The following is a 24,955-nucleotide window of genomic DNA, read 5'->3' on the forward strand; positions in this document are numbered from 1 at the left end:
TCTTACAGCCCACGGGCCATGGCTTTGTCGATCAGCCAGTTCAGCGACGGGCCACGGTCGCTGTTGACCGAAGCCGGGCGGCCGGCGAGTTCGGCGGGCAGGGCGCTGTCGGGCTTGATCTGCACGCGGATGTCGGCGGCCAGGTCTTCGCTGTTGAGGCTGGCGCTGCTGACGATCTGGCCAGTGCGTACTTCGTCTTCGCCGGCTACCTGGAAGTTGACCCGGGTACCTGGCTTGACCTCGTCGAACTGGCGGTAGCTGAAGCGCGCCTCGATCATCGGGTTGCTGGTGCGCGGGATCAGCTGGAAGATCGGCTGGCCCTTGGCGGCGTACTGGCCGTTGTCCACCAGCTGGCGGGCAACCACGCAATCACAGGGGCTGGTGAGGGTGCCGGAGAGCTGCTTGCCGAACAGTTCCTCGATTTTCGCCGGCTCCAGCTGTGCGTCTTCCAGGTTGCCCTTGAGCATGTCCAGCATGCTGGTGGTGAAGCTGGCCAGTGGCGCGCCCTTGGCGATCTGCCCACCGCTGTCGACCAGGCTGTTCACGGTGCCGTCGCGCGGCATGGTGATATTGGTAGTGGGCACTGCGACCACGCCGGCTTCGGCGTGGCTGACGAAGTACATGCCGTACAGCGACTTGGCGATGAAGCCGAAGGCGGCGACACCGACCACGAACACGCCGAGGGTGACCGTGACCGCCTTGAGGCGGCCGAAGGCGCTCAGGCCGGCACCGCCGTCCTTCTGCTTGCGCGCCTTGGTGAAGTTGTCGCGCTGCAGGGTGCTGAGCACGTCGCCGGCGCTGATCAGCTCGCCTGACAGGTGTGAGGTGATGATGTGGCGCAGCGTGGCGATGTCGCGTGGCTCGAGGTTCTGGAACTGCGCGCCGGTACGGCCGCTGCCCGGGATGTAGGAGCGTACCTGGAACTCGATGTCCATCGACAGGCCGAGGTTGTCGACCGTGAACTGCAGCCGTCCGCGTAGCACGTCGCCAACCGACAGTTGTTGCTTGGTGTGGAAGCTCAGGCCACCGGCGGAGAGGTCGTCGACCTTCACATCGTGGGCCTGGCGCTGAGAGTCGAGGAACCGCAGCTTGGCGGGGATGCGTACCCGGGCATGCTGGCGCTGGGCTTCGGACTCATGCACGACGTTGACGTTCACGGCGGTATTCATGTGGTTTGTTCCTGTTAGTTCCGATCCGGGTTGGGCTCACACGACCATGAACAGCACAGCAACGAAGATGCTGGCAGCCGAGAAGGTCATGGTCCGCGAGGACCAGGTGTTGAACCATTGTTGAAAGCTGGCGAGGTCACGCTTGAGGGCAGTGGGCTGACGCGTCCAGGACTGCTTGTCGAGGCGGAAGAACACGTAGATCTTCATCAGCGCGCCGATGATCTGGTTGTAATAGAGAATCAGCGGGTAGGCCGGGCCTACGTTGTGGCCGGAGCACAGCAGCATGATGGTGAGGATCAGGCGGGTGATGCCGATCCACAGCAGGTACACCAGCAGGAAGCCCAGGCCGAACTTGAGGCTGGCGATCACCGCCACGGTCAGGCCGAGCAGGCTGGTCCACATCGACACGCGCTGGTCGAACAGCACGATGCTGGTGAACAGCCCCAGGCGGCGCAGGCCCAGACCGAGCGCGCGGGAGTTCTGCCGCAGGTTGTTGCCGTACCAGCGGTACATCAGCTTGCGGCTGGCCTTGAGGAAGCTCTTTTCCGGCGGGTGCTCGACCGTGTTGATGGTGGCGTCCGGCACGTAGAAGGTGTCGTAGCCCAGGCGCATCAGGCTGAACCAGCTGGACTTGTCGTCACCGGTGAGGAACTTGAAGCGGCCCAGGCGCCAGTGCATCAGCGAGTCGCTTTCGACGTCGGCGATGAACTCGGGGTTGGTCACCACGCTGGCGCGGAACATCGACATACGCCCGGTCATGGTCAGCACGCGCTTGGACAGGGCCATCGAGCACATGTTGATGTGGCGCTGGGCGAAGCGCAGCTTGTGCCACTCGCTCATGATGTAGCCGCCACGCACTTCGCAGAATTCGTTGGTGGTCAGGCCGCCAACGTTGGGGAACAGCTTGAACCACGGCACGGTCTTGCGTACCACGCCATCGCCCAGCACGGTGTCGCCGTCGATCACCGCCACCACGGCGTTCTCGTCCGGCAGCATGCGCGAGATCGCACGGAAGCCGTAGGCCAGGCCGTCACGCTTGCCGGTACCGGCGATGCGCACGATGTCCAGCTTCACATGGGCTGGCGGGTTGTATTTGGCCCACAGGCTTTTCACCAGCAGTTCGTCCGACATCTCCACCAGCGAGCAGACCACGGTGGTGGGGAAGCCACAGTTGATCGCCTCGCGGATCACCGAGCTGTACACCTGGGCGGTGGTGAGTGCTTCGATGCGGAAGCTGGTCACCATCAGGTAGACGTGGGACGGGTCGGTGGCCTTGCCCATTTTCTGCACCTTGCGGCGCAGGTACGGGTACACGCCGTAGAGGAAGATCATGCCGCGGATGAAATGGGTGGCGCCCATGGAATAGCGCCAGATGCCGACTGCGCCGACCAGGAAGATGAAGTGCTTCGACTGCGAGTCGAAGATATCGGCTGGCAGGGCCAGGGCGATCAACATGAGCAGGCTCATGTAGAGCAGCCAACCGGCGCACTGCAACAGCACTGTCTGGAGCCTTTGCATGTTCAGCATCCGTCGAGAATTCGGGAAAGGGTGGGCAGCGGTGGTGCCGCTCTTGTCGAGAGGCACGCCGCTGCCCGGCCAGCACTTACCAGCAGATGCCTTCGGTACGGCTGGTGGCGCAGGTCGGTTTGCTCATGAAGCCGACCAGGTCGATCACGTGCTTGCCGGCCGGTGCTTGCTCGGCCAGTGCACGGAACTGCTCGTCACGGTTGCCCAGGACGATGATGTCGGCGTTGTCGATCACCTTCTGGAAGTCGGCGTTGAGCAGTGACGACACGTGTGGGATCTTCGACTCGATGTAGTCCTTGTTGGCGCCGTGGACGCGGGCGTACTGGACGTTCTCGTCGTAGATGTCCAGCTGGTAGCCCTTGCCGATCAGGCGCTCGGCCAGTTCCACCAGCGGGCTTTCCCGCAGGTCGTCGGTGCCGGCCTTGAAGCTCAGGCCGAGCAGGGCGACCTTGCGCTTGTCGTGGGCTTCGATCAGCTCGAAAGCGTTTTGCACCTGCGATTCGTTGCTGCGCATCAACGAGTCGAGCAGCGGTGCGCGGACATCGAGGCTGGCGGCACGATAGGTGAGGGCGCGCACGTCCTTGGGCAGGCACGAGCCGCCGAAGGCGAAGCCAGGGCGCATGTAGTACTGGGACAGGTTCAGCACCTTGTCCTGGCAGACCACGTCCATCACGTCACGGCCATCCACGCCTACGGCCTTGGCGATGTTGCCGATCTCGTTGGCGAAGGTGACCTTGGTGGCGTGCCACACGTTGCAGGTGTACTTGATCATCTCGGCCACTTCGATCGGCTTGCGGATGATCGGCGCGTCGAGCTCTTCGTACAGGGCCTGCAGGATGTCGCCGCTGGCGCTGTCCAGTTCGCCGATGACGGTCATCGGTGGCTGGTCGTAGTCCTTGATTGCAGTGCTTTCACGCAGGAATTCCGGGTTGACCGCGACGCCGAAGTCGACGCCGGCTTTCTTGCCCGAGCAGTCTTCGAGAATCGGAATCACCACGTTCTTCACGGTGCCCGGCAGCACGGTGCTGCGCACCACGATGGTGTGGCGGCGCTCGCTATCGCGCAGCACGTAGCCGATTTCGCGGCATACCGACTCGATGTACTCGAGGCCCAGGTCGCCGTTCTTCTTGCTTGGGGTACCCACGCAGATCATCGATACGTCGCTGGCACGAATGGCTTCGGCGAAATCGGTAGTGCCGCGCAGGCGGCCGTTGGCGATGCCCTGTTGCAGCAGTGCTTCCAGGCCAGGTTCGACGATGGGCGACTTGCCCTGATTGATCAGGTCGATCTTGGTGCTGGACACGTCCACACCGATCACTTCATGGCCTCGCGCCGTCAGGCAGCCTGCACAGACTGCACCCACATAACCCAAACCAAAGATGCTGATACGCATCGCTATCACCTCATGTGTTTATCACGCCGGCCTCTCCGGAAAGAGCCGGGCTGGGTTGATTAACAACAGTTTTCGGGCGCACGGATCCCATGACGAATGCACACTTCGCCGAGCGCAGGCAAAATAAATCCGGAGCGCAAAAAGTTATGCACTCAAAGGTGGCAGTAAAAAGCCATTAATTAAAAAACGTGCCCTGGAATGCAGCCGTCTTTATTGCAATGCGCTACCTGGCGCGTTGCTGTGCTTGTTTTTTCAAGTGGAAAAATCCTTTGAAATCAACCACTAGGACGAATTGTAAGGGACGCGTCTCTCCTGCGTGGACAGGGTTCTCAGGGGGTGCCCGTCATACCTGTCGAAGTTGTTGGGGCCGGTAGTGGATACCTGCCATTGTCATCTGTAAGTCATCTCTCACAGCCCGAGGGCAGGAAAATCGTTACGGCACTATGAGCGATTCGTCGTAGCAGAAGTTCCGGGGCGGGTTCGGCGCGGATGAAAGATTTCTAAATATTTTTTCAATGGCGGACAATTTCAATTTGATAGCACGCGGCTGTTTCGCCCCTATATATAAAGGGTGAAACTGTTGCGAGATATTTTTATGCCAGCATCGAAAAATTTTTTGAAAAATTCGTCAAAAAAGGTATGAACGGTCTTATGGCGTTTGGCTATAAGTGAGGGAATGTCGTTTTATTGACGTCGAATTTATGGCATGATGGCGATATGAAATGTGCCCTGTTGCGGGGCAGGAGAATGCGTAGTGGCTGCTGGCCTCTTTGCGGCTAAAGCCGCTCCCACAAGTATTGCACTGGTCTTGCGTTCAGTGCGGTACCTGTGGGAGCGGCTTTAGCCGCGAAGAGGGCGTGACAGGCTCACTCGCCAGGATGATCGCGCAGGAACACCAGGTGGTCCGGTTTCGACTGCTCGGCACTGTAGTAGTAGCCCTGTACATCGAACTGCTTGAGTTGCTGCGGGTCGTTGATGCGCTGCTGGATGACGAAGCGGCTCATCATGCCGCGGGCTTTCTTGGCGTAGAAGCTGATGATCTTGTACTGGCCGTTCTTCAGGTCCTTGAAGTCGACGTTGATTACCCGGGCCTTGAGCGCACTGCGTTTCACCGCGCTGAAGTACTCGTTGCTGGCAAGGTTCAACAGCACGTCGTCGCCCTGTTCGGCCAGGGCCTGGTTCAGCCATTCGCTGATGCGCGTGCCCCAGAAGGCGTACAGGTCCTTGCCGCGGGCGTTGGCCAGTTTGGTGCCCATTTCCAGGCGGTAGGGCTGCATCAGGTCAAGCGGACGCAGCAGGCCGTACAGGCCCGAGAGCATGCGCAGGTGGTCCTGGGCGTAGCCGAAGTCGTCTTCGTCCAGGCTCTCGGCGTCGAGGCCGGTGTACACGTCACCCTTGAACGCCAGCAGCGCCTGCTTGGCATTGGCCGGGGTGAAGTCCGGGGTCCAGCTGCCGAAGCGCGCGGCATTCAGGCCGGCAAGCTTGTCGGACAGGTGCATGAGTTCGCTGATCTGCGCCGGCGACAGGTCGCGCAGCTGCTGGATCAGTGCCTGGGAGTCGTCCAGGTACTGGGGCAGGGTGAAGCGCTCGGTCACCGGCGGGGTGTCGTAGTCGAGGGTCTTGGCGGGGGAAATCACCGTCAGCATCGGGTCGGCTCCTGGCATCGTTGGCCGGGGATTCTACGGGTTGGGCGGGGCAAGTCCAAACTATGGCGACGATAGTCACAGACCATGGCCGGTGCAGGCGTTATAGTGCGCGTTTCGCCGTTGCGGAGCCTTCAACCGTGCGCATTGCCTCTGCCTTGCTGGCCGCTCTGCTGAGCCTGGCCGTGCAAGCCGCCCCGTCACCCCAGGTGAGCCTGGATCGCAGCCTGTGGCCCGAGCAGCTGGACAGCCCGGCGCTGTTCGATGTGGCCTCGCGGGCCGAAATCCTCTCGTTCGCCCAGGTGCTGCACGAAAGCGAGTTGCTGGACGACGCAGCGCTGGCGGCACGCCTGGGGCTGCGACAGATCAACCTGCAGAAGGTGCGCCTGGTGCGGGCGCGCATGTGGCAGCGCTTGTGGGAGGGTTATCAACAGGCTCAGCGCAGTTGCGAGCAGGATGCGTCGTTCTGTTATCCGGTAACGTCGATGGCGGAGCTGCGTACACAAGCGGCCACGTTCGCTGCCGATGTTGGCACTTTCTACACCGCCTGGATCGAGCCCAGCCACCAGTTCCATGTGCGTTACCTGGACGAGCAGCTGCGCAAGGCGGCGTTGCTGCCACAGACCAGCAGCGAGGTGCAGCGGCTGTCCTCGCGCGAGCGCAATGGGGATGAACTGAACGACCGCATGTTCCTGCTGACCTTCGTCGGTGGGCCGGGGGCGGAGAGCGGCAGTACCGACCTGCTGGCCGATTACCTGCGCCGGCAAAAGCTTGAAGGCACCTTCTTCGTGCTCGGCAACCGCCTGCAGCAACGCCGCGACGCCGGGGCGGCGAATGCTTTGCGCCAGCTCTACGGCGGGCAGTGCGTGGGAATACAGGGGTGGGAGTACCGCTCCCATGCGCAGTGGACCGATTGGCAGGACTCGCTGCGGCGTAGCCAGGCGCGGGTGCAGGCCGACCTGTCGGAGCAGTACGTGCCATTGTTCCGGCCGCCTTATGGGCAACGTCGTACCGATGGCGAGGCATTCATGGCCAGCCAGCAGTTGCAGGTGTCATTGTGGGACATCGATGCTCAGGATGATGGCGCACTGAACGCCGAGGCCTCGGCGCAGCGGGTACTGACCTTGATGCTGCTGTGGCGCAAGGGGGTGATCCAGTTCCATGACAGCCTGCCCAAGGCGCAGCCGGCGGTGGAGTGGTTGTTGCGCAATACGGCGCAGAGCGGGATTGGTTGGGAAGATTGCCAGGGATATGCCAACCGGGGGTGAGAGGGGGCTGCTGTGCAGCCCATCGCGGGTAAGCCAGCTCCCACAGGTACCGTGCATGGCTTGCTGGCGATGGCTCCTGCAATGCCAGCCTGATTTTTGACTTTAGTCCTCACGCGCCCCCGCGCCAACCCCTGTTCGTCATTTGGAAAAATAAACTTCACCCACACGTAAAAAGACTTTTTTTAGTCATCATTTTTGCGGTATGAAGAAACCAGACAGCCGATTCCTGCAGCACAGGTGGCGTCATCCAGGCCCACCTAGCCAGGTTCGCTTCCCGCCCGTAACAACGCGGATACGGGGACAGCGGCAGTCACTCTGCGGCGTAACAGACCACGCCGTGTGGCTTCGACATAAGGTGACCGAGTATGGATGACCAAGGACGCAACCCTTCCTCCAGCAAGCCTATCCTGTATGTGCTCGATACCAACGTCCTGATTCACGACCCTAACGCGTTACTGAACTTCGAGGAGCACCATGTCGCCATCCCGATGACGGTGCTGGAGGAACTCGACAAGCTCAAGACCGGCAAACAGTCCATCGCCGCCGAATGCCGCCAGGCCATTCGCCTGATCGACCAGACCCTTGGTGACGCTTCACCCAGCGATGTCGAGCAGGGCGTGCCGATCCAGCGTGGCAAGAGCGGGCCCAAGGGCTTCCTGTCCATCCTGATGACTCCGCGCAACGAGCCGAACAAGCTGCTGCCGGAAAACCTCAACGACAACATCATCATCAACCAGTTGCTCGAAGTACGGGCCCGGCGCACCGACCTGGACGTTGTGCTGGTCACCAAAGACATCAACATGCGCCTGAAGGCGCGTGCCTGTGGCATCGCGGCCGAGGACTACAGCACCGACCAGCTGGTCGACGACGTGTCCTTGCTGTCCAAGGGCTACCATTCGGTCACTGGCTCGTTCTGGGACCGGGTGAGCAAGGTCGATACCCGCCAGGAGCGTGGCCGCACCTGGCACCGCGTGCAATTGATCGACAACCTGCCGGCGGTTCACGTCAACGAGTTCATCATCGATGAACAGGGCTTTGTCGGCTGGATCAAGGGTATCCGCAACGATGAGCTGCTGTTGCTCGACCTGCACCAGGAACCGCTGCTGCACCAGGAAGCCTGGGGGCTGAAGCCGCGGGACATCCACCAGAGCCTGGCGCTGTTCGCCCTGCTCGACCCGGATATCCACCTGGTCAACCTGACCGGTGCCGCCGGCTCCGGCAAGACCATCCTGGCCCTGGCCGCGGCCATCGAGCAGACCATGGTCAGCAAGCGCTACCGGCGCATCATCGCCACCCGCAGTGTGCAGGGGCTGGACCAGGAGATCGGCTTCCTGCCGGGCACCGAGGCCGAGAAGATGGAGCCTTGGCTGGGCGCTATCACCGACAACCTCGAAGCCTTGCACATGGATGATGAAAGCACCCATGGCAGCGTCGAGTACATCCTCGAGCGTGTGCCGTTGCAGTTCAAGTCGCTGAACTACATTCGCGGTCGTAGTTTCCAGCAGAGCCTGATCCTGATTGACGAGTGCCAGAACCTCACGCCGCACCAGATGAAAACCATCATCACCCGTGCCGGCTCGGGTTCCAAAGTGGTCTGCCTGGGCAACCTTGCGCAGATTGACACCCCCTACCTGTCCGCGACCAGCTCGGGCCTGACCTACCTGACCGAGCGTTTCAAGGACTTCCCCCACGGCGTGCACATCACCCTGCAGGGTGTGCCACGTTCGGTGCTGGCCGAGTACGCCGAGTCGCATCTGTAACCTTTGTCGCCGGGCGGTTCGCCGCCCGGCCCCTTCGCGGGTAAACCCGCTCCCACAGGTACAGCGCCTAACCTGTTGACGCAGCCCCCTGCTCAAACCTGACCCACAGGTTTACACTGCCAGTTCCCTTCACAGGAGCAGAGCAGTGCTGACACATCTTGATTCCCAGGGGCGGGCCAACATGGTCGACGTCACTGAAAAGGCCGTGACCGAGCGTGAGGCCACCGCCGAGGCGCGGGTGCGCATGTTGCCGCAGACCTTGCAGATGATCGTCGACGGTGAACACCCCAAAGGCGACGTGTTCGCCGTGGCGCGCATTGCCGGGATCCAGGCGGCGAAAAAGACCAGCGACCTGATCCCGCTGTGCCACCCGCTGATGCTCACCAGCGTCAAGGTCGAGCTCAGTGCCGAGGGGCAGGACGCCGTGCGCATCGTCGCCCGCTGCAAGCTGGCCGGGCAGACCGGCGTGGAGATGGAGGCGCTGACCGCGGCCAGCGTGGCCGCGCTGACGATCTATGACATGTGCAAGGCTGTGGATAAAGGTATGGTCATCGAGCAGGTGCGCCTGCTGGAAAAACTCGGCGGCAAGAGCGGCCACTACAAGGTGGAGGCGTGATGAAGGTCAAGGTGATGTACTTCGCCCGTTACCGCGAACTGTTGGGCGTGGATGCCGAGCGGGTGGAGGGTGCGTTCAAGGTGCTCGATGATGTGCGCCAGGCCTTGGTGAACAAGGGCGGGCAGTACGAAGTGCTGGCCGAGCAGAACCTCATGTGCGCGCGCAACGAAGAGCTGTGCAAGCTCGATGAACCGCTGGAAGAGGGCGATGAAGTGGCGTTCTTCCCACCGGTGACCGGAGGCTGAACATGGCTGTGCGAGTACACGAAGGCGCCTTCGACCCGGGGGCCGAGACCAATGCCATGCATGCGGCCAATGTCGGCGTGGGTGCGGTGGTCGGTTTTGTCGGCTATGTGCGGGACTTCAACGATGGCCGCGAAGTGGCGGGGATGTTCCTCGAGCACTATCCGGGCATGACCGAAAAAGCCCTGGCCAAGATCGTGGTCGAGGCCGAGCAGCGCTGGCCGTTGCTCAAGGTCGAAGTGCTGCACCGCATCGGTGCGCTGGAGCCGGGCGAGCCGATCGTGTTCGTTGGTGTGGCCAGTGCCCATCGGCAGGCAGCGTTCGAGGCCTGCAACTTCATCATGGACTACCTGAAGACCCGGGCGCCGTTCTGGAAGAAGGAGAATACCCAGGAAGGGGCAAGGTGGGTGGAAGGGAAGCAGAGTGACCAGGATGCGGCGGGGCGCTGGTAGATCCTTGTTTGATGGCCGGGGCGGAGCCCCGGATCGCCGGCAAGCCAGCTCCCACAGGTACTGCACAGGTTTCGGCAACTGTGCAGTACCTGTGGGAGCCGGCTTGCCGGCGATTGGGCTGCAAAGCAGCCCCAGCATCAGTGGTGTTTACGAGGCACCGGCTTCAGTAGCTCATCCGGCGGCATTTCACACTTGATCTTGCGCCCCAGCAGCTCTTCGATCGACGGCAGCTGGTACGAGTCGTCCTCGCCGGCAAAGCTGATCGACACACCACTGGTGCCCGCTCGGCCGGTCCGGCCAATGCGGTGCACGTAGTCGTCCGCGTCTTCCGGCAGGGTGAAGTTGATCACGTGGCTGATGCCATCGATGTGAATACCACGCCCCGCCACGTCGGTGGCCACCAGCACGGTGATACGCCCTTCGCGGAAGTTCTCCAGGGTACGGATACGCTTGTGCTGTGGCACATCGCCCGACAACTGCGCGGCATTGATGCCGTCGCGCACCAGCTTTTCCTCGATGCGCCGCACTTCGTCCTTGCGGTTGGCGAACACCATCACCCGTTCCCACTTGTTCTGGGTCACCAGGTTGTACAGCAGCTTGTACTTGTCGCTGCCGGCCACCGCATACACGTGCTGTTCCACCGTTTCGCTGGCCACGTTCTCCGGCTCGATCTCGACGATGGCCGGGTTGGTGGTCCACTGCTTGGCCAGGTTCATCACGTCGTCGGTGAAGGTGGCGGAGAACAGCAGGGTCTGGCGCTCGCTTTTCGGCGGCGTCTGGCGAATGATCTGGCGCACCTGGGGGATGAAGCCCATGTCGAGCATGCGGTCGGCTTCGTCCAGCACCATGACCTCGACCATGTCCAGGTGCACCTCGCCGCGCTGGTTGAAGTCCAGCAGACGGCCTGGAGTGGCCACCAAAATGTCGCAGTGGCGCGCTTCCAGGGCCTTGAGCTGCTTGTCGAAGTCCATGCCACCAACGAAGCTCATCACGTTCAGGCCGGTGTACTTGGTCAGGGCGATGGCGTCCTTGGCGATCTGCACCACCAGCTCGCGGGTGGGCGCGATGATCAGCGCGCGTGGCTCGCCCATGTAGCGTTCCTTCGGCGGCGGCGTCTGCTGCAGCTGGGAAATGATCGAGATCAGGAACGCCGCAGTCTTGCCGGTACCGGTCTGGGCCCGGCCGATGGCGTCCTGGCCACGCAGGGTGTAACCCAGCACCTGTGCCTGGATCGGCGTGCAGTATGGGAAGCCCAGGTCGTGGATGGCGTGCATCAGCTCGTTGGACAGCTTGAAGTCGTGGAAGCGGGTCTTGCCTTCGTGCGGCTCGACCACGAAGTCTTCCGGTTTCCACAGGCTGGCCTGCGGCTTGGGCTTGCGCTCCTGACGCGGTTTGTCCTTGGCCGGCTTGTCGGCGGCTGGCGTAACGGCGGCGGGCTGTTCAGCCTTGGGGGTGGCGCATGGGGTGGCCGGTTTTGCTGCGGGCCGGGCTTCGCTGGCGGGCGCGGGTGCAGGCGGCGTTACGCTGGCAGCAGGAGCGCCGGCCTGTGGCGTGGCGTCTCCCTTGCCGAATATTTTCTTGAGTGCCTTGAGCACGATCGTCTCATCAACTGGTTAAGGAATGTACGCCGGGCAGTGTAATGCAAGATTCAGGCGCGGCGTAGTGGAATAGCCTCACAACTACAGGCTGCCCTGGCTTATTGCAATTGCTTGCCCAGCCAGTCGTGGATGTCGTTCAACTCTTCCACCACCACTTCATGTTCCATCGGGTATTCGTGCCAGCGGGCGGCGACGCCCCAGCTATTCAGGTACTCGAAGGCGGTGCGGCCCATGGACGGGATCACCACCGAGTCGTGCGCGCCGTGCAGGCACAGGGCCGGGGTGCGCTGCTGGCAGGCGCTCAACTGATGCTGGTCGTTGAAGGTGGGGGCGTAGGTGGACAGGGCGATCACGCCACCCAGCGCTTCTTGCCACCTTATATAGGCAGTGTGCAACACCACCGCACCGCCCTGGGAGAAACCGGCCAGGAAGATCCGCGACAGGCTGATGCCCTTGGCCTGCTCGGCCTTGATCAGGGCAATGAGCTGCTCGGCCGATTCTTCCAGCTGCACTTCGTCGATGGCGCGGGCCGGGGTCATGGCCTTGATGTCATACCAGCTGGGCATGGCATAGCCGCCGTTGATGGTTACCGGGCGGGTGGGTGCCTGGGGCATGACGAAACGGGTGCTGAACAGGCGTTCCTGCATGAATTCGGCCACTGGTAGGAAGTCGTAACGATCGGCACCCAGACCGTGCAACCAGATCACACAGGCATCTGCGGTTTTCTGTGGTTCGAGAATCAGTGGGTTGGTCATGACTGCTCCGAAAGTGTGCGGGTCTTGTTATGGCGTGCGTGAAAAGAAGGCGCTGGCAATGATTGTCTGAAAAAGAATGTCGCAACGATACAACTTTCCCTACTTGACGAGCGCTTAAACGCTACAGCCAGAAATTTTGGTACGCGCTTTGCAACTCAACCTGTGATGCAAAGGGCAGGCCGTGACGGTAACACCCTTAGCACGCGAAGGCTGTCACAGAACAGTCCATTGCGCCATTTGACCCAATAACAAGCCAATACGGGTCGGACACGCCTCAAAAGGGTGCGGTGCAATTCCGGCTCGATACAACAAGAGCGATTTGGAGGTTGTGAATGAAGATGTTGAAAACCACCCTGGCAGTCCTGACCGCTGCCGCCGCACTGGGCGCCGTGAGCAACGCCCAGGCCGGCGCCACCCTCGATGCGGTAAAGAAGAAGGGCTTCGTCCAGTGTGGCGTGAGCGACGGTCTCCCAGGCTTCTCGGTACCTGATGCGCAGGGCAAGATCGTTGGCATCGACGCTGACGTGTGCCGCGCCGTGGCCGCCGCCGTGTTCGGTGACGCCACCAAGGTCAAGTTCAGCCAGCTCAACGCCAAGGAACGCTTCACCGCGCTGCAGTCGGGCGAAGTCGACGTGCTGTCGCGCAACACCACCTGGACCAGTTCGCGTGATGCCGGCATGGGCCTGGTATTCGCCGGTGTTACCTACTACGACGGCGTTGGCTTCCTGGCCAACAAAAAGCTGGGGGTATCCAGCGCCAAGGAACTCGATGGCGCGACCATCTGCATCCAGGCCGGTACCACCACCGAGCTGAACGTGTCGGACTACTTCCGCGCCAATGGCCTGAAGTACACCCCGATCACCTTCGACACCTCGGACGAGAGTGCCAAATCGCTGGAATCGGGCCGTTGCGACGTGCTGACCTCGGACAAGTCACAGTTGTTCGCCCAGCGCTCCAAGCTGGCCGCGCCGACCGAGTACGTGGTACTGCCGGAAACCATTTCCAAGGAACCGTTGGGCCCGGTGGTGCGTAAAGGCGACGAAGAATGGTTCAGCATCGTCAAGTGGACCCTGTTCGCCATGCTCAACTCCGAAGAGGCGGGCGTCACCTCGAAGAATGTCGAGGCCGAAGCCAAAAGCACCAAGAACCCGGACGTCGCCCGCCTGCTGGGCGCGGATGGCGAGTACGGCAAGGACCTCAAGCTGCCCAAGGACTGGGTAGTGCAAATCGTGAAGCAAGTCGGTAACTACGGCGAAGTGTTCGAGAAGAACCTGGGCCAGGGCACCGACCTGAAGATCGACCGTGGCATGAACGCCCTGTGGAACAACGGCGGCATCCAGTACGCGCCACCTGTGCGCTGATGGCTGCACCCTGCGGCGGCATCCCGCCGCCGCAGGCTGTTCGGAACCCTACTGTCCGGGGCACTTCATGCAAAATCGAATCGGCGCACAAAAGGGGTTATCCCTGAGCGATCCACGTGTGCGCGCGTGGCTGTTCCAGATTCTCACGATAGTCTTCGTGGTCGGTCTGGGCTGGTATCTGTTCCACAACACGCAAACCAACCTGCAACACCGGGGCATCACCTCGGGCTTCGACTTCCTCGACCGCAGTGCCGGCTTCGGCATCGCTCAGCATCTGATCCCCTACGTGGAATCCGACAGCTATGCGCGAGTGTTCGTCATCGGCCTGCTCAACACCCTGCTGGTGACCTTCATCGGCGTGGTGCTGGCGACCATCCTCGGTTTCATCATCGGTGTGGCGCGGTTGTCGCCGAACTGGATGATCAGCAAACTGGCGACCGTGTATGTGGAAACTTTCCGCAACATCCCGCCGTTGTTGCAGATCCTGTTCTGGTACTTCGCCGTGTTCCTGACCCTGCCGGGACCGCGGGGCAGTATCAATATCGACGACACCTTCTTCATCAGCAACCGTGGCCTGAACATGCCCGGCGCGGCCATGGCCGAAGGCTTCTGGCCGTTCGTCGTAGCCCTGATCCTGGCGCTGCTGGCCATCGTGGTCATGGTGCGCTATGCCAACAAGCGTTTCGACGAGACTGGCGTGCCGTTCCACAAGTTCTGGGTGGGGCTGGCGCTGTTCATCGCCATTCCGGGCGTTTGCGTACTGCTGTTCGGCAGCCCGGTGCACTGGGAAGTGCCGCAATTGAAAGGATTCAACTTCGTCGGCGGCTGGGTGCTGATCCCCGAGCTGCTGGCGTTGACCCTGGCGTTGACCATTTATACCGCAGCGTTCATCGCCGAGATCGTGCGTTCCGGTATCCGTTCGGTCAGCCATGGCCAGACCGAGGCCGCGCGCTCGCTAGGCCTGCGCGAGGGCCCGACCCTGCGCAAGGTGATCATCCCTCAGGCTCTACGGGTGATCATTCCGCCGCTGACCAGCCAGTACCTGAACCTGGCGAAGAACTCGTCGCTGGCGGCCGGTATCGGCTACCCGGAGATGGTCTCGCTGTTCGCCGGTACCGTGCTCAACCAGACCGGTCAGGCCATCGAGGTGATTGCCATCACCATGAGTGTCTATCTCGCCATCAGCATCAGCATTTCGCTGCTGATGAACTGGTACAACAAGCGCATTGCGCTGATCGAGCGATGAGGATACGCCCGTGAATGCCCATGTTTTCAAACCCGACATGCCGCCACCGGTGAAAACCGTCGGCGTGCTCGCATGGATGCGTGCCAATCTGTTCTCCAGCTGGCTCAACACGCTGCTGACCCTGTTTGCCATCTACCTGGTGTGGCTGATCGTGCCACCGTTGCTGCAGTGGGCGTTGCTTGACGCCAACTGGGTCGGCACCACCCGTGCCGACTGCACCAAGGAGGGCGCCTGCTGGGTGTTCGTGCAGCAGCGCTTCGGCCAGTTCATGTACGGCTACTACCCGGCCGAGTTGCGCTGGCGCGTGGACCTGACCGTGTGGCTTGCCGTGCTCGGCGCCGCGCCACTGTTCATCAAGCGTTTCCCGCGCAAGGCCTTCTACGGCCTGGGCTTCCTGGTGCTGTACCCGGTGCTGGCCTACACCCTGCTGCACGGGGGCGTCCTGGGCCTGGAAAACGTAGCGACCAGCCAGTGGGGCGGGCTGATGCTGACCCTGGTGATCGCCACCGTGGGCATCGTCGGCGCCTTGCCGCTGGGCATCCTGCTGGCCCTGGGGCGGCGTTCGAGGATGCCGGCAGTGAAGGTGGTGTGCGTGACCTTCATCGAGTTCTGGCGCGGCGTGCCGTTGATCACGGTGCTGTTCATGTCTTCGGTGATGCTGCCGTTGTTCCTGCCCGAGGGCATGAGCTTCGACAAGCTGCTGCGGGCGATGATCGGCGTGATCCTGTTCCAGTCGGCGTACATCGCCGAGGTGGTGCGTGGCGGCCTGCAGGCCATCCCCAAGGGCCAGTACGAAGCCGCTGCGGCCATGGGCCTGGGCTACTGGCGGGCGATGGGCCTGGTGATTCTGCCGCAGGCGCTCAAGCTGGTGATCCCCGGCATCGTCAACACCTTCATTGCCCTGTTCAAGGACACCAGCCTGGTGATCATCATCGGCCTGTTCGACCTGCTGAACAGTGTCAAGCAAGCCGCCGCCGACCCGGCCTGGCTGGGTATGGCCACCGAGGGCTACGTGTTCGCCGCCCTGGTGTTCTGGATTTTCTGTTTCGGTATGTCCCGCTACTCCATGCATCTGGAGCGCAAGCTGGACACTGGCCACAAGCGTTAGGAGTTTCGAAATGAGTGAAGCGATCAAGCAGCCTGCCGGCCCCGAAGGCATCATCCAGATGCAGGGCGTGAACAAGTGGTACGGCCAGTTCCATGTGCTCAAGGACATCAACCTGAATGTGCGCCAGGGCGAGCGCATCGTGCTGTGCGGGCCGTCCGGGTCGGGCAAGTCCACCACCATCCGTTGCCTCAACCGCCTGGAAGAGCATCAGCAGGGGCGCATCGTGGTCGATGGTGTGGAGCTGACCAATGACCTGAAGCAGATCGAGGCCATCCGCCGCGAGGTGGGCATGGTGTTCCAGCACTTCAACCTGTTTCCGCACCTGAGCATCCTGGAGAACTGCACCCTGGCGCCGATGTGGGTGCGCAAGATGCCACGGCGCAAGGCCGAGGAAATCGCCATGCACTACCTGGAGCGGGTGCGTATTCCGGAGCAGGCGCACAAGTACCCGGGGCAGTTGTCCGGTGGCCAGCAGCAGCGTGTGGCGATTGCCCGTGCGTTGTGCATGAAGCCGAAGATCATGCTGTTCGACGAACCGACCTCGGCGCTGGACCCGGAAATGGTCAAGGAAGTGCTCGATACCATGGTGGGCCTGGCCGAGGATGGCATGACCATGCTCTGCGTGACCCACGAGATGGGCTTTGCCCGGACTGTGGCGAACCGGGTGATCTTCATGGACAAGGGCGAGATCGTCGAGCAGGCGGCGCCGGATGACTTCTTCGACCGGCCGCGCAGTGACCGGACCAAGTTATTCCTGAGCCAGATCCTGCATTGATGCTGTTGGGGCCGCTTTGCGGCCCATCGCCGGCAAGCCAGCTCCCACAGAGGCCGCGTCGCGCTTGCGAATAGAGTTCTCTACGCGACAGCGCAGCCCAAAGGGCTGGGTGATCTCCCACAGGGATAGCACCGGCCTCAAGCCCTGTGCAGTACCTGTGGGAGCTGGCTTGCCGGCGATGGGCTGCGAAGCAGCCCCAGACACCAGATCGGAGCCTTACTTCTCTTCTTTCGCCACTGCCGGCGCCGGCGGTGGCCGCAGCCCCACCTCGGCGATCAGCTTCAACTGCTGCCCATTGCGCATCACCTCGATGGTGATCTTCTCGTTGGGCTTGATCCGCGCCACCTGGTTCATCGACTTGCGCCCGTCACCGGCTGGCTCGCCGTTGATGCTCAGGATCACGTCACCCAGCTGCAACCCGGCCTTCGCCGCCGGCCCTTCGCGGAAGATACCTGCCACCACGATGCCCGGGCGGTCCTTCATGCCGAACGACTCGGCCAGCTCCTGGCTCAGCGGCTGTACCTCGATGCCCAGCCAGCCACGGATGACCTGGCCGTGCTCGACGATCGATTTCATCACCTCCAGTGCCAGTTTTACCGGGATGGCAAAACCGATGCCCTGCGAGCCGCCCGACTTGGAGAAGATCGCGGTGTTGATGCCGATCAGGTTGCCGTTGGCATCCACCAGCGCACCACCGGAGTTGCCCGGGTTGATCGCCGCATCGGTCTGGATGAAGTCTTCGTAGTTGTTCAGGCCCAGCTGGTTACGACCGGTGGCGCTGATAATGCCCATGGTCACGGTCTGGCCGACGCCGAACGGGTTGCCGATGGCCAGCGACACGTCGCCGATGTGAATGTTGTCGGAACGGCCGATGGTGATCGCCGGTAAGCTCTTCAGGTCGATCTTCAGCACCGCCAGATCGGTTTCCGGGTCGCTACCAATCACCCGGGCCAAGGTTTCGCGGCCATCCTTCAGGGCCACGACGATCTGGTCGGCGCCACTGGTGACGTGGTTGTTGGTCAGCAGGTAGCCCTCGGGGCTCATGATCACCGCCGAGCCCAGGCTCGATTCCCAGCGGCGCTGCTTGGGCAGGTTGTCACCGAAGAAGCGGCGGAACTGCGGGTCTTCGAACAGCGGGTGGGCGCTTTTGTTCACCACCTTGGTGGTGTACAGGTTGACCACCGCCGGGGCGGCCAGGGTCACGGCATCGGCGTAGGACACCGGGCCCTGCATGATCCGCGAGGTCTGTGGGGCCTGCTGCAGGTTGACGTCCTGGCTGGGCAGGCCGACCCATTCCGGGAAGCGCTGGATGATCAGCATGGCGATCAGTAGGCCGGTAAGCAGGGGCCAGCCAAAGTAACGCAAAGCCTTGAACATGAGTGAATCCTGGAAAGAGCGAGGGACGGTGGCCGCGCGGTGGGGCATGAGCGCGCGCGATCATACACCGGTTCCCCCAGTGCCGGCGACGGCTCATAATGGCCGGCATTATACGGGCGTTGCATGGGCGTTGTGCCCGAGAAAAACGCAGATTTCGAGGAGATTTTCATGGCCGTCGCTCTGAACACCCTGGTCGAGGAAGCCGAGCGTTACCTGGGCAGCGCGAGGATCCAGGATTATTGCCCCAACGGCCTGCAGGTAGAAGGCCGGCCGCAGGTCAGCCGCATCGTCAGCGGTGTCACCGCCAGCCAGGCGTTGCTGGATGCGGCGGTCGAGGCCGAGGCCGACCTGGTGCTGGTGCACCATGGCTATTTCTGGAAAGGTGAGAACCCGTGCGTCACCGGCATCCGCCAGCGCCGGCTGAAGACCCTGTTGAACAACGACATCAGTCTGCTGGCGTTCCACCTGCCGCTGGACCTGCACCCGGACGTGGGCAACAACGTGCAACTGGCGCGGCAGCTGGACATCACCGTCGAAGGGCCGCTGGACCCGGAGAACCCCAAGGTGGTCGGGCTGGTCGGCTCGCTGGCCGAGCCCGTGACCGCGCGCGACTTCGCCCGGCGGGTGCGGGAGGTGCTGGGGCGTGAGCCGTTGCTGGTCGAAGGCGAGCAGATGATCCGTCGGGTCGGCTGGTGCACCGGGGGCGGGCAGGGCTACATCGACACGGCGATCGCGGCCGGGGTAGACCTGTACCTGACCGGCGAGGCGTCGGAGCAGACCTATCATAGTGCCCGCGAGAATGGTGTCAGCTTCATTGCCGCCGGGCACCATGCCACCGAGCGCTATGGGGTGCAGGCGCTGGGCGACTACCTGGCGCGGCGATTTGCCGTGGAACACCTGTTCATCGATTGTCCGAATCCGATCTGAGACCGGCGTCGCTTGCTTCGCGGGTAAACCCGCTCCCACAGGGATCGCATCAAGCCTGAGGCAATGCAGTACCTGTGGGCGCGGGTTTACCCGCGAAAAGGCCGGGCTCGCCAGCCCCAAACCCCCAGTCATATCGTTAGACTTTTTCGATCTAGCCAGCCTTCTAAATAGAAGAAGCCGCTGTGATAAAGTGGCTCGCTCGAACACGGCCCGCAGGCCGTCCATAAGATCGTTTTTCGTGAGTAGCCATGGTCGACAAACTGACGCACTTGAAACAGCTGGAGGCGGAGAGCATCCATATCATCCGCGAGGTGGCCGCCGAGTTCGACAACCCGGTGATGCTGTACTCGATCGGCAAGGATTCCGCCGTGATGCTGCACCTGGCGCGCAAGGCCTTCTTCCCGGGCAAGCTGCCGTTCCCGGTGATGCACGTCGACACCCAGTGGAAATTCCAGGAGATGTACAGCTTCCGCGACAAGATGGTCGAGGAAATGGGCCTGGAGCTGATCACCCACGTCAACCCCGAGGGTGTGGCACAGGGTATCAACCCGTTCACCCATGGCAGCTCCAAGCACACCGACATCATGAAGACCCAGGGCCTGAAGCAGGCGCTGGACAAGCATGGTTTCGACGCCGCCTTCGGTGGCGCGCGCCGCGACGAAGAGAAGTCGCGGGCCAAGGAGCGCGTCTACTCGTTCCGTGACAGCAAGCACCGCTGGGACCCGAAGAACCAGCGCCCGGAACTGTGGAACGTGTACAACGGCAAGGTCAACAAGGGCGAGTCGATCCGCGTCTTCCCGCTGTCGAACTGGACCGAGCTGGACATCTGGCAGTACATCTACCTCGAAGGCATCCCGATCGTGCCTCTGTACTTCGCCGCCGAGCGTGAGGTCATCGAGAAGAATGGCACCCTGATCATGATCGACGACGAGCGCATCCTCGAACATCTCACCGATGAAGAGAAAGCGCGCATCGTCAAGAAGAAGGTGCGTTTCCGTACCCTCGGCTGCTACCCGTTGACGGGTGCTGTCGAGTCGGAAGCCGAGACCCTGACGGACATCATCCAGGAAATGCTCCTGACCCGTACGTCCGAACGCCAGGGCCGTGTCATCGACCACGATGGCGCCGGTTCCATGGAAGACAAGAAACGCCAAGGCTACTTCTAATTTCAGGGTTACTCCATGTCGCACCAATCTGATCTGATCAGCGAGGACATCCTCGCCTACCTGGCCCAGCACGAGCGCAAGGAACTGCTGCGCTTCCTAACCTGCGGCAACGTCGACGACGGCAAGAGCACCCTGATCGGGCGCCTGCTGCACGACTCGAAGATGATCTACGAGGACCACCTCGAGGCCATCACCCGTGATTCGAAGAAAGTCGGCACCACCGGTGAGGAAGTCGACCTGGCGCTGCTGGTCGACGGCCTGCAGGCCGAGCGCGAGCAGGGCATCACCATCGATGTCGCCTACCGCTACTTCTCCACCGCCAAGCGCAAGTTCATCATCGCCGATACCCCGGGCCACGAGCAGTACACCCGCAACATGGCCACCGGCGCGTCCACCTGCGACCTGGCCATCATCCTGGTCGACGCCCGCTACGGCGTGCAGACCCAGACCCGCCGTCACAGCTACATTGCCTCGTTGCTGGGCATCAAGCACATCGTGGTCGCGGTCAACAAGATGGACCTCAAGGGCTTCGACCAGGGCGTGTTCGAGTCGATCAAGGCCGACTACCTGAAGTTCGCCGAAGCCATCAACCTGAGCCCGAGCAGCCTGCACTTCGTGCCGATGTCTGCGCTCAAGGGTGACAACGTGGTCAACCACAGCGAGCAATCGCCGTGGTACGCCGGCCCGACGCTGATGGAAATCCTCGAAACCGTCGAAGTGTCGGCCGACCGCAACTTCACCGACCTGCGGTTCCCGGTGCAGTACGTCAACCGTCCGAACCTGAACTTCCGTGGCTTCGCCGGCACCATCGCCAGCGGCGTAGTGCACAAAGGTGACGAAATCGTCGTGCTGCCGTCGGGCAAGAGCAGCCGGGTCAAGTCCATCGTCACCTACGAAGGTGAGCTGGAAAACGCCGGCCCTGGCCAGGCTGTGACCCTGACCATGGAAGACGAGATCGACATCTCCCGTGGCGACCTGCTGGTACACGCCGATAACGTCCCACCGGTAACCGACCAGTTCGATGCGATGCTGGTGTGGATGGCCGAGGAGCCGATGCTTCCGGGCAAGAAGTACGACATCAAGCGCGCCACCAGCTACGTGCCGGGCTCGATTGCCAGCATCACCCACAAGGTCGATGTGAATACCCTGGAACAGGGCGCTGCCAGCGCGCTGCAACTGAACGAGATCGGCCGCGTCAAGGTCGCGCTGGATGCCTCGATCGCCCTGGACGGTTACGACAGCAACCGCACCACCGGTGCGTTCATCGTCATCGACCGTCTGACCAACGGTACCGTCGGCGCCGGCATGATCATCGCCCCGCCAGTGCTGCCGCACGGCAGCACCGGCCATCATGGCAAGCTGTGCCATGTGGCCACCGAAGAGCGCGCCTTGCGCTTCGGCCAGCAGCCTGCCACCGTGCTGTTCAGCGGCCTGTCCGGCGCTGGCAAGAGCACCCTGGCCTACGCCGTGGAGCGCAAGCTGTTCGACATGGGCCGTGCGGTGTACGTGCTCGACGGCCAGAACCTGCGCCACGACCTGAACAAGGGCCTGCCACAGGACCGCGCCGGCCGCACCGAGAACTGGCGCCGCGCCGCCCATGTGGCGCGCCAGTTCAACGAAGCCGGCCTGCTGACCCTGGCCGCGTTCGTGGCCCCGGATGCCGAAGGCCGCGAACAGGCCAAGGCGTTGATCGGCAAGGAGCGCCTGCTGACCGTTTACGTCCAGGCCTCGCCGCTGGCCTGCCGCGAGCGTGACCCACAAGGCCTGTACGCGGCTGGTGGCGACAACATCCCGGGCGAAAGCTTCCCGTACGATGTGCCGCTGGACGCAGACCTTGTGATCGACACCCAGGCCACCAGTGTGGACGAGGGCGTGAAACAGGTGCTGGACGTGCTGCGTCAGCGTGGTGCGATCTAAGCGCTAGCCTGCAAGAAAAACCCCGCTTCGGCGGGGTTTTTTGTTTCTTTGCCCGGCATACATGCGCGGGTCTCTTGTGTGGCCTTGTGTCGCGAAAGGGCGCTCCCACAAAGGATTGCGCGAGCTTTGGATTTTGAGCAAGGCAGTTGTTCCCGCATGGACTGTGCATGTCGTTCAGATGTGTTTTTCCGACACCGGTATCACCCGCCGTTCCTTCACTGCCTTGTAGGAAAAACTCGAGTAGATCTCCTTCACCCCCGGCAACCGCTGCAGCACTTCCCGGGTGAACTCGCCAAACGACTCCAGATCCCGCGCCAGAATCTCCAGCAAGAAGTCGTAGCGCCCGGAGATATTGTGGCAGGCGACAATCTCGGGAATTTCCATCAGCCGCTGCTCGAACGCCAGCGCCATGTCCTTGGTGTGCGAGTCCATCATGATGCTGACGAACGCGGTCACGCCAAACCCCAGCGACTTGGGCGAGAGGATGGCCTGGTAGCCGGTGATGTAGCCGTTGTCCTCCAGCAACTTGACCCGCCGCCAGCACGGCGAGGTGGTTAGCGCTACCTGGTCGGCAAGTTCGGCAACGGTGAGGCGGGCGTTGTCCTGCAGGGCCGCCAGCAGGGCGCGGTCGGTGCGGTCGAGGCTTGAAGGCATGTTTTGCCCTCCTGGTCAGGTAATTATTGTTTTTGTTCCAACAAGCACGCGGATGCGTGGGCCATTTTGGAAAAAATCGGGCAGCGCGGTGGCATAAGCTTATAGCAAACCACAAGAGGCTGTTGCCATGCGCGACTCCCATAACAACACCGGTTTTTCCACGCGGGCCATTCATCATGGCTACGACCCGCTTTCCCACGGTGGCGCCCTGGTGCCGCCGGTGTACCAGACCGCTACCTATGCCTTCCCCTCGGTGGAATACGGCGCTGCGTGCTTCGCCGGGGAGGAACCGGGGCATTTCTACAGCCGCATCTCCAACCCGACCTTGGCCCTGCTGGAACAGCGCATGGCCTCGCTGGAGGGCGGCGAGGCGGGGTTGGCATTGGCGTCGGGCATGGGGGCCATTACCTCGACGATCTGGACCCTGCTGCGGCCCGGTGACGAGCTGATCGTCGGGCGCACGCTGTACGGCTGCACCTTTGCCTTCCTGCACCATGGCATTGGCGAATTCGGCGTGAAAATCCGCCATGTCGACCTGAACGATGCCAAGGCCCTGAAGTCGGCGATCAACAGCAAAACACGAATGATCTACTTCGAAACGCCGGCCAACCCCAACATGCAACTGGTGGATATCGCCGCAGTGGCCGAGGCGGTGCGCGGGCATGATGTGCATGTGGTGGTCGACAACACCTATTGCACGCCCTACCTGCAGCGGCCGCTGGAACTGGGGGCGGACCTGGTGGTGCATTCGGCGACCAAGTACCTCAGTGGCCACGGTGATATCACTGCCGGCCTGGTGGTGGGGCGTAAGGCGCTGGTCGACCGCATCCGTCTGGAAGGGCTGAAGGACATGACCGGGGCGGTGCTGTCGCCCCACGATGCGGCGCTGCTGATGCGCGGGATCAAGACCTTGGCCCTGCGCATGGACCGCCATTGCGCCAATGCCCGGCAGGTGGCTGAGTTTCTGGCCCGGCAGCCGCAGGTGGAGCTGATTCACTACCCGGGGTTGCCGTCGTTTGCCCAATACGAGCTGGCGCAGCGGCAGATGCGTTTGCCGGGCGGGATGATTGCCTTCGAGCTCAAGGGCGGTATCGAGGCTGGCCGGCGCTTCATGAACGCGCTACAGCTGTTCGCCCGCGCAGTGAGCCTGGGCGATGCCGAGTCGCTGGCGCAGCACCCGGCGAGCATGACCCATTCCAGCTATACACCGCAGGAGCGGGCGCATCACGGGATTTCGGAGGGGCTGGTGAGGTTGTCGGTGGGGCTGGAGGATGTGGAAGACCTGCTGGCGGATGTCGAGCAGGCGCTTGAGGCTTGTCGTTAGGTGGCCTGTGCTGGCCTCTTCGCGGGTGAACCCGCTCCCACAGGTCAAGCGCAGTATTTGAAACCTGCGCCAACCCTGTGGGAGCGGGTTTACCCGCGAAGAGGCCAGTGAATCCAGCCCACAAAAAAGGCCTCTTGCGAGGCCTTTGTCATGTTCGGCAGATCAACGCTTGAGCCCGTAGCTCTCGTCGAGCATGCCCGGCGAGTTCGGCGCTTTCGGCGCGTAGTCGCGAGGCACTTCGGCGGTGTCCTTCGGCGGTGTCAGGCGGTCGCGTGGGCCTTGCGCGCCCTCGGAGTGCAGGGCCGCCAGCAGGCGTTGGCGAGTAACGTCATCAAGGGCCAGGCTGTTGGCCCCTTCGGCCAGGTGATCCTGTACGTCCTGATAGCTCTGGGTCAGTTTCTTGACCAGCACGGCCGTGCTGTTGAAGTGGGTGACCACTTCGTTCTGGTAGCTGTCGAAGCGCTTCTGAATATCGTCCAGCTGACGTTGGGTGCTGCTCGGCGCGGCATTGGGCAGCAGGCGAGCGACGACGAAACCAACCACCACACCGATGACCAGGGCCAGGGTCGGCAACAACCAAACAAGGAGCGAGAGTTCCACGAGTCCTTCCTCTATAAACGGCTTTGCTTTACGTTAACGGCTCAGACCTGCGCTGTATACCGCGAGCGATCGCAAAT

Annotated in this window: 22 protein-coding genes; 13 read left to right on the plus strand and 9 right to left on the minus strand. The window is 62.2% G+C overall.

Translation table 11 applies throughout. From position 1 onward, the window contains the following. Nucleotides 1-2: 2 nt before the first annotated feature. From FQ664_RS06980 to yaaA, 4 genes are all read right to left on the minus strand, one after another. The gene (locus FQ664_RS06980; RefSeq protein WP_144171118.1) at nt 3-1,169 is read right to left on the minus strand and encodes an alginate biosynthesis protein Alg44; all 1,167 of its coding nucleotides are present in this window, start codon (nt 1,167-1,169) and stop codon (nt 3-5) included. A 36-nt stretch (nt 1,170-1,205) separates the two neighbouring features. Continuing rightward, nucleotides 1,206-2,687: a glycosyltransferase family 2 protein gene (locus FQ664_RS06990; protein WP_144171120.1), complete on the minus strand. Its 1,482-nt coding sequence runs from the start codon at nt 2,685-2,687 to the stop codon at nt 1,206-1,208. Nucleotides 2,688-2,772: 85 nt separating this feature from the next. Next, complete coding sequence (locus FQ664_RS06995; RefSeq protein WP_144171122.1) at nt 2,773-4,089, minus strand: nucleotide sugar dehydrogenase; 1,317 nt, start codon at nt 4,087-4,089, stop codon at nt 2,773-2,775. 866 nt (nt 4,090-4,955) lie between these two features. Further along, nucleotides 4,956-5,735: a peroxide stress protein YaaA gene (gene yaaA, locus FQ664_RS07000; RefSeq protein WP_144171124.1), complete on the minus strand. Its 780-nt coding sequence runs from the start codon at nt 5,733-5,735 to the stop codon at nt 4,956-4,958. 137 nt (nt 5,736-5,872) lie between these two features. Between yaaA and FQ664_RS07005 the strand changes: the two genes are divergently transcribed. From FQ664_RS07005 to moaE, 5 genes are all read left to right on the plus strand, one after another. After that, a complete protein-coding gene (locus FQ664_RS07005; RefSeq protein WP_144171126.1) occupies nt 5,873-7,000 on the plus strand; it encodes a polysaccharide deacetylase family protein in 1,128 nt (375 codons plus the stop codon). Between the two features lie 365 nt (nt 7,001-7,365). Then, nucleotides 7,366-8,760, plus strand: a complete 1,395-nt coding sequence (locus FQ664_RS07010) for a PhoH family protein (protein WP_144171128.1) — start codon at nt 7,366-7,368, stop codon at nt 8,758-8,760. A gap of 145 nt (nt 8,761-8,905) precedes the next feature. Then, nucleotides 8,906-9,376 (plus strand): cyclic pyranopterin monophosphate synthase MoaC, encoded by a 471-nt coding sequence (gene moaC, locus FQ664_RS07015; protein ID WP_003251775.1) that lies wholly within the window; start codon nt 8,906-8,908, stop codon nt 9,374-9,376. Then, nucleotides 9,376-9,621: a molybdopterin converting factor subunit 1 gene (gene moaD, locus FQ664_RS07020; protein ID WP_144171332.1), complete on the plus strand. Its 246-nt coding sequence runs from the start codon at nt 9,376-9,378 to the stop codon at nt 9,619-9,621. The genes moaC and moaD overlap by 1 nt, the downstream gene beginning before the upstream one ends. A gap of 2 nt (nt 9,622-9,623) precedes the next feature. Next, nucleotides 9,624-10,070: a molybdopterin synthase catalytic subunit MoaE gene (moaE, locus tag FQ664_RS07025; RefSeq protein WP_144171130.1), complete on the plus strand. Its 447-nt coding sequence runs from the start codon at nt 9,624-9,626 to the stop codon at nt 10,068-10,070. Between the two features lie 137 nt (nt 10,071-10,207). Here moaE and rhlB read toward each other — a convergent pair whose 3' ends face one another. Further along, nucleotides 10,208-11,665: an ATP-dependent RNA helicase RhlB gene (gene rhlB / locus FQ664_RS07035; protein WP_144171134.1), complete on the minus strand. Its 1,458-nt coding sequence runs from the start codon at nt 11,663-11,665 to the stop codon at nt 10,208-10,210. A gap of 101 nt (nt 11,666-11,766) precedes the next feature. Next, nucleotides 11,767-12,423 (minus strand): alpha/beta hydrolase, encoded by a 657-nt coding sequence (locus tag FQ664_RS07040; RefSeq protein ID WP_144171136.1) that lies wholly within the window; start codon nt 12,421-12,423, stop codon nt 11,767-11,769. A gap of 332 nt (nt 12,424-12,755) precedes the next feature. Here FQ664_RS07040 and FQ664_RS07045 point away from each other — a divergent pair, with 332 nt between their 5' ends. The 4 genes from FQ664_RS07045 to FQ664_RS07060 all read left to right on the plus strand — a co-directional run bounded on the left by FQ664_RS07045 (nt 12,756) and on the right by FQ664_RS07060 (nt 16,913). After that, complete coding sequence (locus FQ664_RS07045) at nt 12,756-13,784, plus strand: amino acid ABC transporter substrate-binding protein (RefSeq protein WP_144171138.1); 1,029 nt, start codon at nt 12,756-12,758, stop codon at nt 13,782-13,784. A gap of 67 nt (nt 13,785-13,851) precedes the next feature. Then, nucleotides 13,852-15,030, plus strand: a complete 1,179-nt coding sequence (locus FQ664_RS07050; RefSeq protein WP_144171140.1) for an amino acid ABC transporter permease — start codon at nt 13,852-13,854, stop codon at nt 15,028-15,030. A gap of 10 nt (nt 15,031-15,040) precedes the next feature. Further along, nucleotides 15,041-16,138 carry an amino acid ABC transporter permease gene (locus FQ664_RS07055; protein ID WP_063913329.1) on the plus strand — a complete coding sequence of 366 codons (1,098 nt, stop codon included), beginning with the start codon at nt 15,041-15,043 and terminating at the stop codon, nt 16,136-16,138. Nucleotides 16,139-16,148: 10 nt separating this feature from the next. Further along, nucleotides 16,149-16,913 (plus strand): amino acid ABC transporter ATP-binding protein, encoded by a 765-nt coding sequence (locus FQ664_RS07060; protein ID WP_003251792.1) that lies wholly within the window; start codon nt 16,149-16,151, stop codon nt 16,911-16,913. 216 nt (nt 16,914-17,129) lie between these two features. Here the strand turns inward: FQ664_RS07060 and algW are convergent, their stop codons facing one another. Further along, nucleotides 17,130-18,290 (minus strand): Do family serine endopeptidase AlgW, encoded by a 1,161-nt coding sequence (algW, locus tag FQ664_RS07065; protein WP_144171142.1) that lies wholly within the window; start codon nt 18,288-18,290, stop codon nt 17,130-17,132. 168 nt (nt 18,291-18,458) lie between these two features. On the opposite strand from algW, the gene FQ664_RS07070 reads away from it, so the two are divergent. From FQ664_RS07070 to cysN, 3 genes are all read left to right on the plus strand, one after another. Further along, on the plus strand, nt 18,459-19,217 hold the full coding sequence (locus tag FQ664_RS07070) for a Nif3-like dinuclear metal center hexameric protein (protein ID WP_144171144.1): 759 nt from the start codon (nt 18,459-18,461) through the stop codon (nt 19,215-19,217). Between the two features lie 248 nt (nt 19,218-19,465). Further along, the gene (cysD, locus tag FQ664_RS07075) at nt 19,466-20,383 is read left to right on the plus strand and encodes a sulfate adenylyltransferase subunit CysD (protein ID WP_013974136.1); all 918 of its coding nucleotides are present in this window, start codon (nt 19,466-19,468) and stop codon (nt 20,381-20,383) included. Nucleotides 20,384-20,398: 15 nt separating this feature from the next. After that, complete coding sequence (gene cysN / locus FQ664_RS07080) at nt 20,399-22,300, plus strand: sulfate adenylyltransferase subunit CysN (RefSeq protein ID WP_144171146.1); 1,902 nt, start codon at nt 20,399-20,401, stop codon at nt 22,298-22,300. 174 nt (nt 22,301-22,474) lie between these two features. Here the strand turns inward: cysN and FQ664_RS07085 are convergent, their stop codons facing one another. Continuing rightward, entirely contained in the window at nt 22,475-22,954 is a 480-nt protein-coding gene (locus tag FQ664_RS07085; RefSeq protein WP_016498026.1) for an Lrp/AsnC family transcriptional regulator, read from the minus strand. Between the two features lie 127 nt (nt 22,955-23,081). Between FQ664_RS07085 and FQ664_RS07090 the strand changes: the two genes are divergently transcribed. Beyond that, nucleotides 23,082-24,278 carry a methionine gamma-lyase gene (locus FQ664_RS07090; protein ID WP_144171148.1) on the plus strand — a complete coding sequence of 399 codons (1,197 nt, stop codon included), beginning with the start codon at nt 23,082-23,084 and terminating at the stop codon, nt 24,276-24,278. 162 nt (nt 24,279-24,440) lie between these two features. On the opposite strand, the gene FQ664_RS07095 is transcribed toward FQ664_RS07090, so the two are convergent. Continuing rightward, a complete protein-coding gene (locus tag FQ664_RS07095) occupies nt 24,441-24,878 on the minus strand; it encodes a Z-ring associated ZapG family protein (RefSeq protein WP_085626500.1) in 438 nt (145 codons plus the stop codon). Between the last annotated feature and the right edge of the window lie 77 nt (nt 24,879-24,955).

The sequence above is a fragment of the Pseudomonas persica genome (assembly GCF_900291015.1).
Lineage (GTDB): Bacteria > Pseudomonadota > Gammaproteobacteria > Pseudomonadales > Pseudomonadaceae > Aquipseudomonas.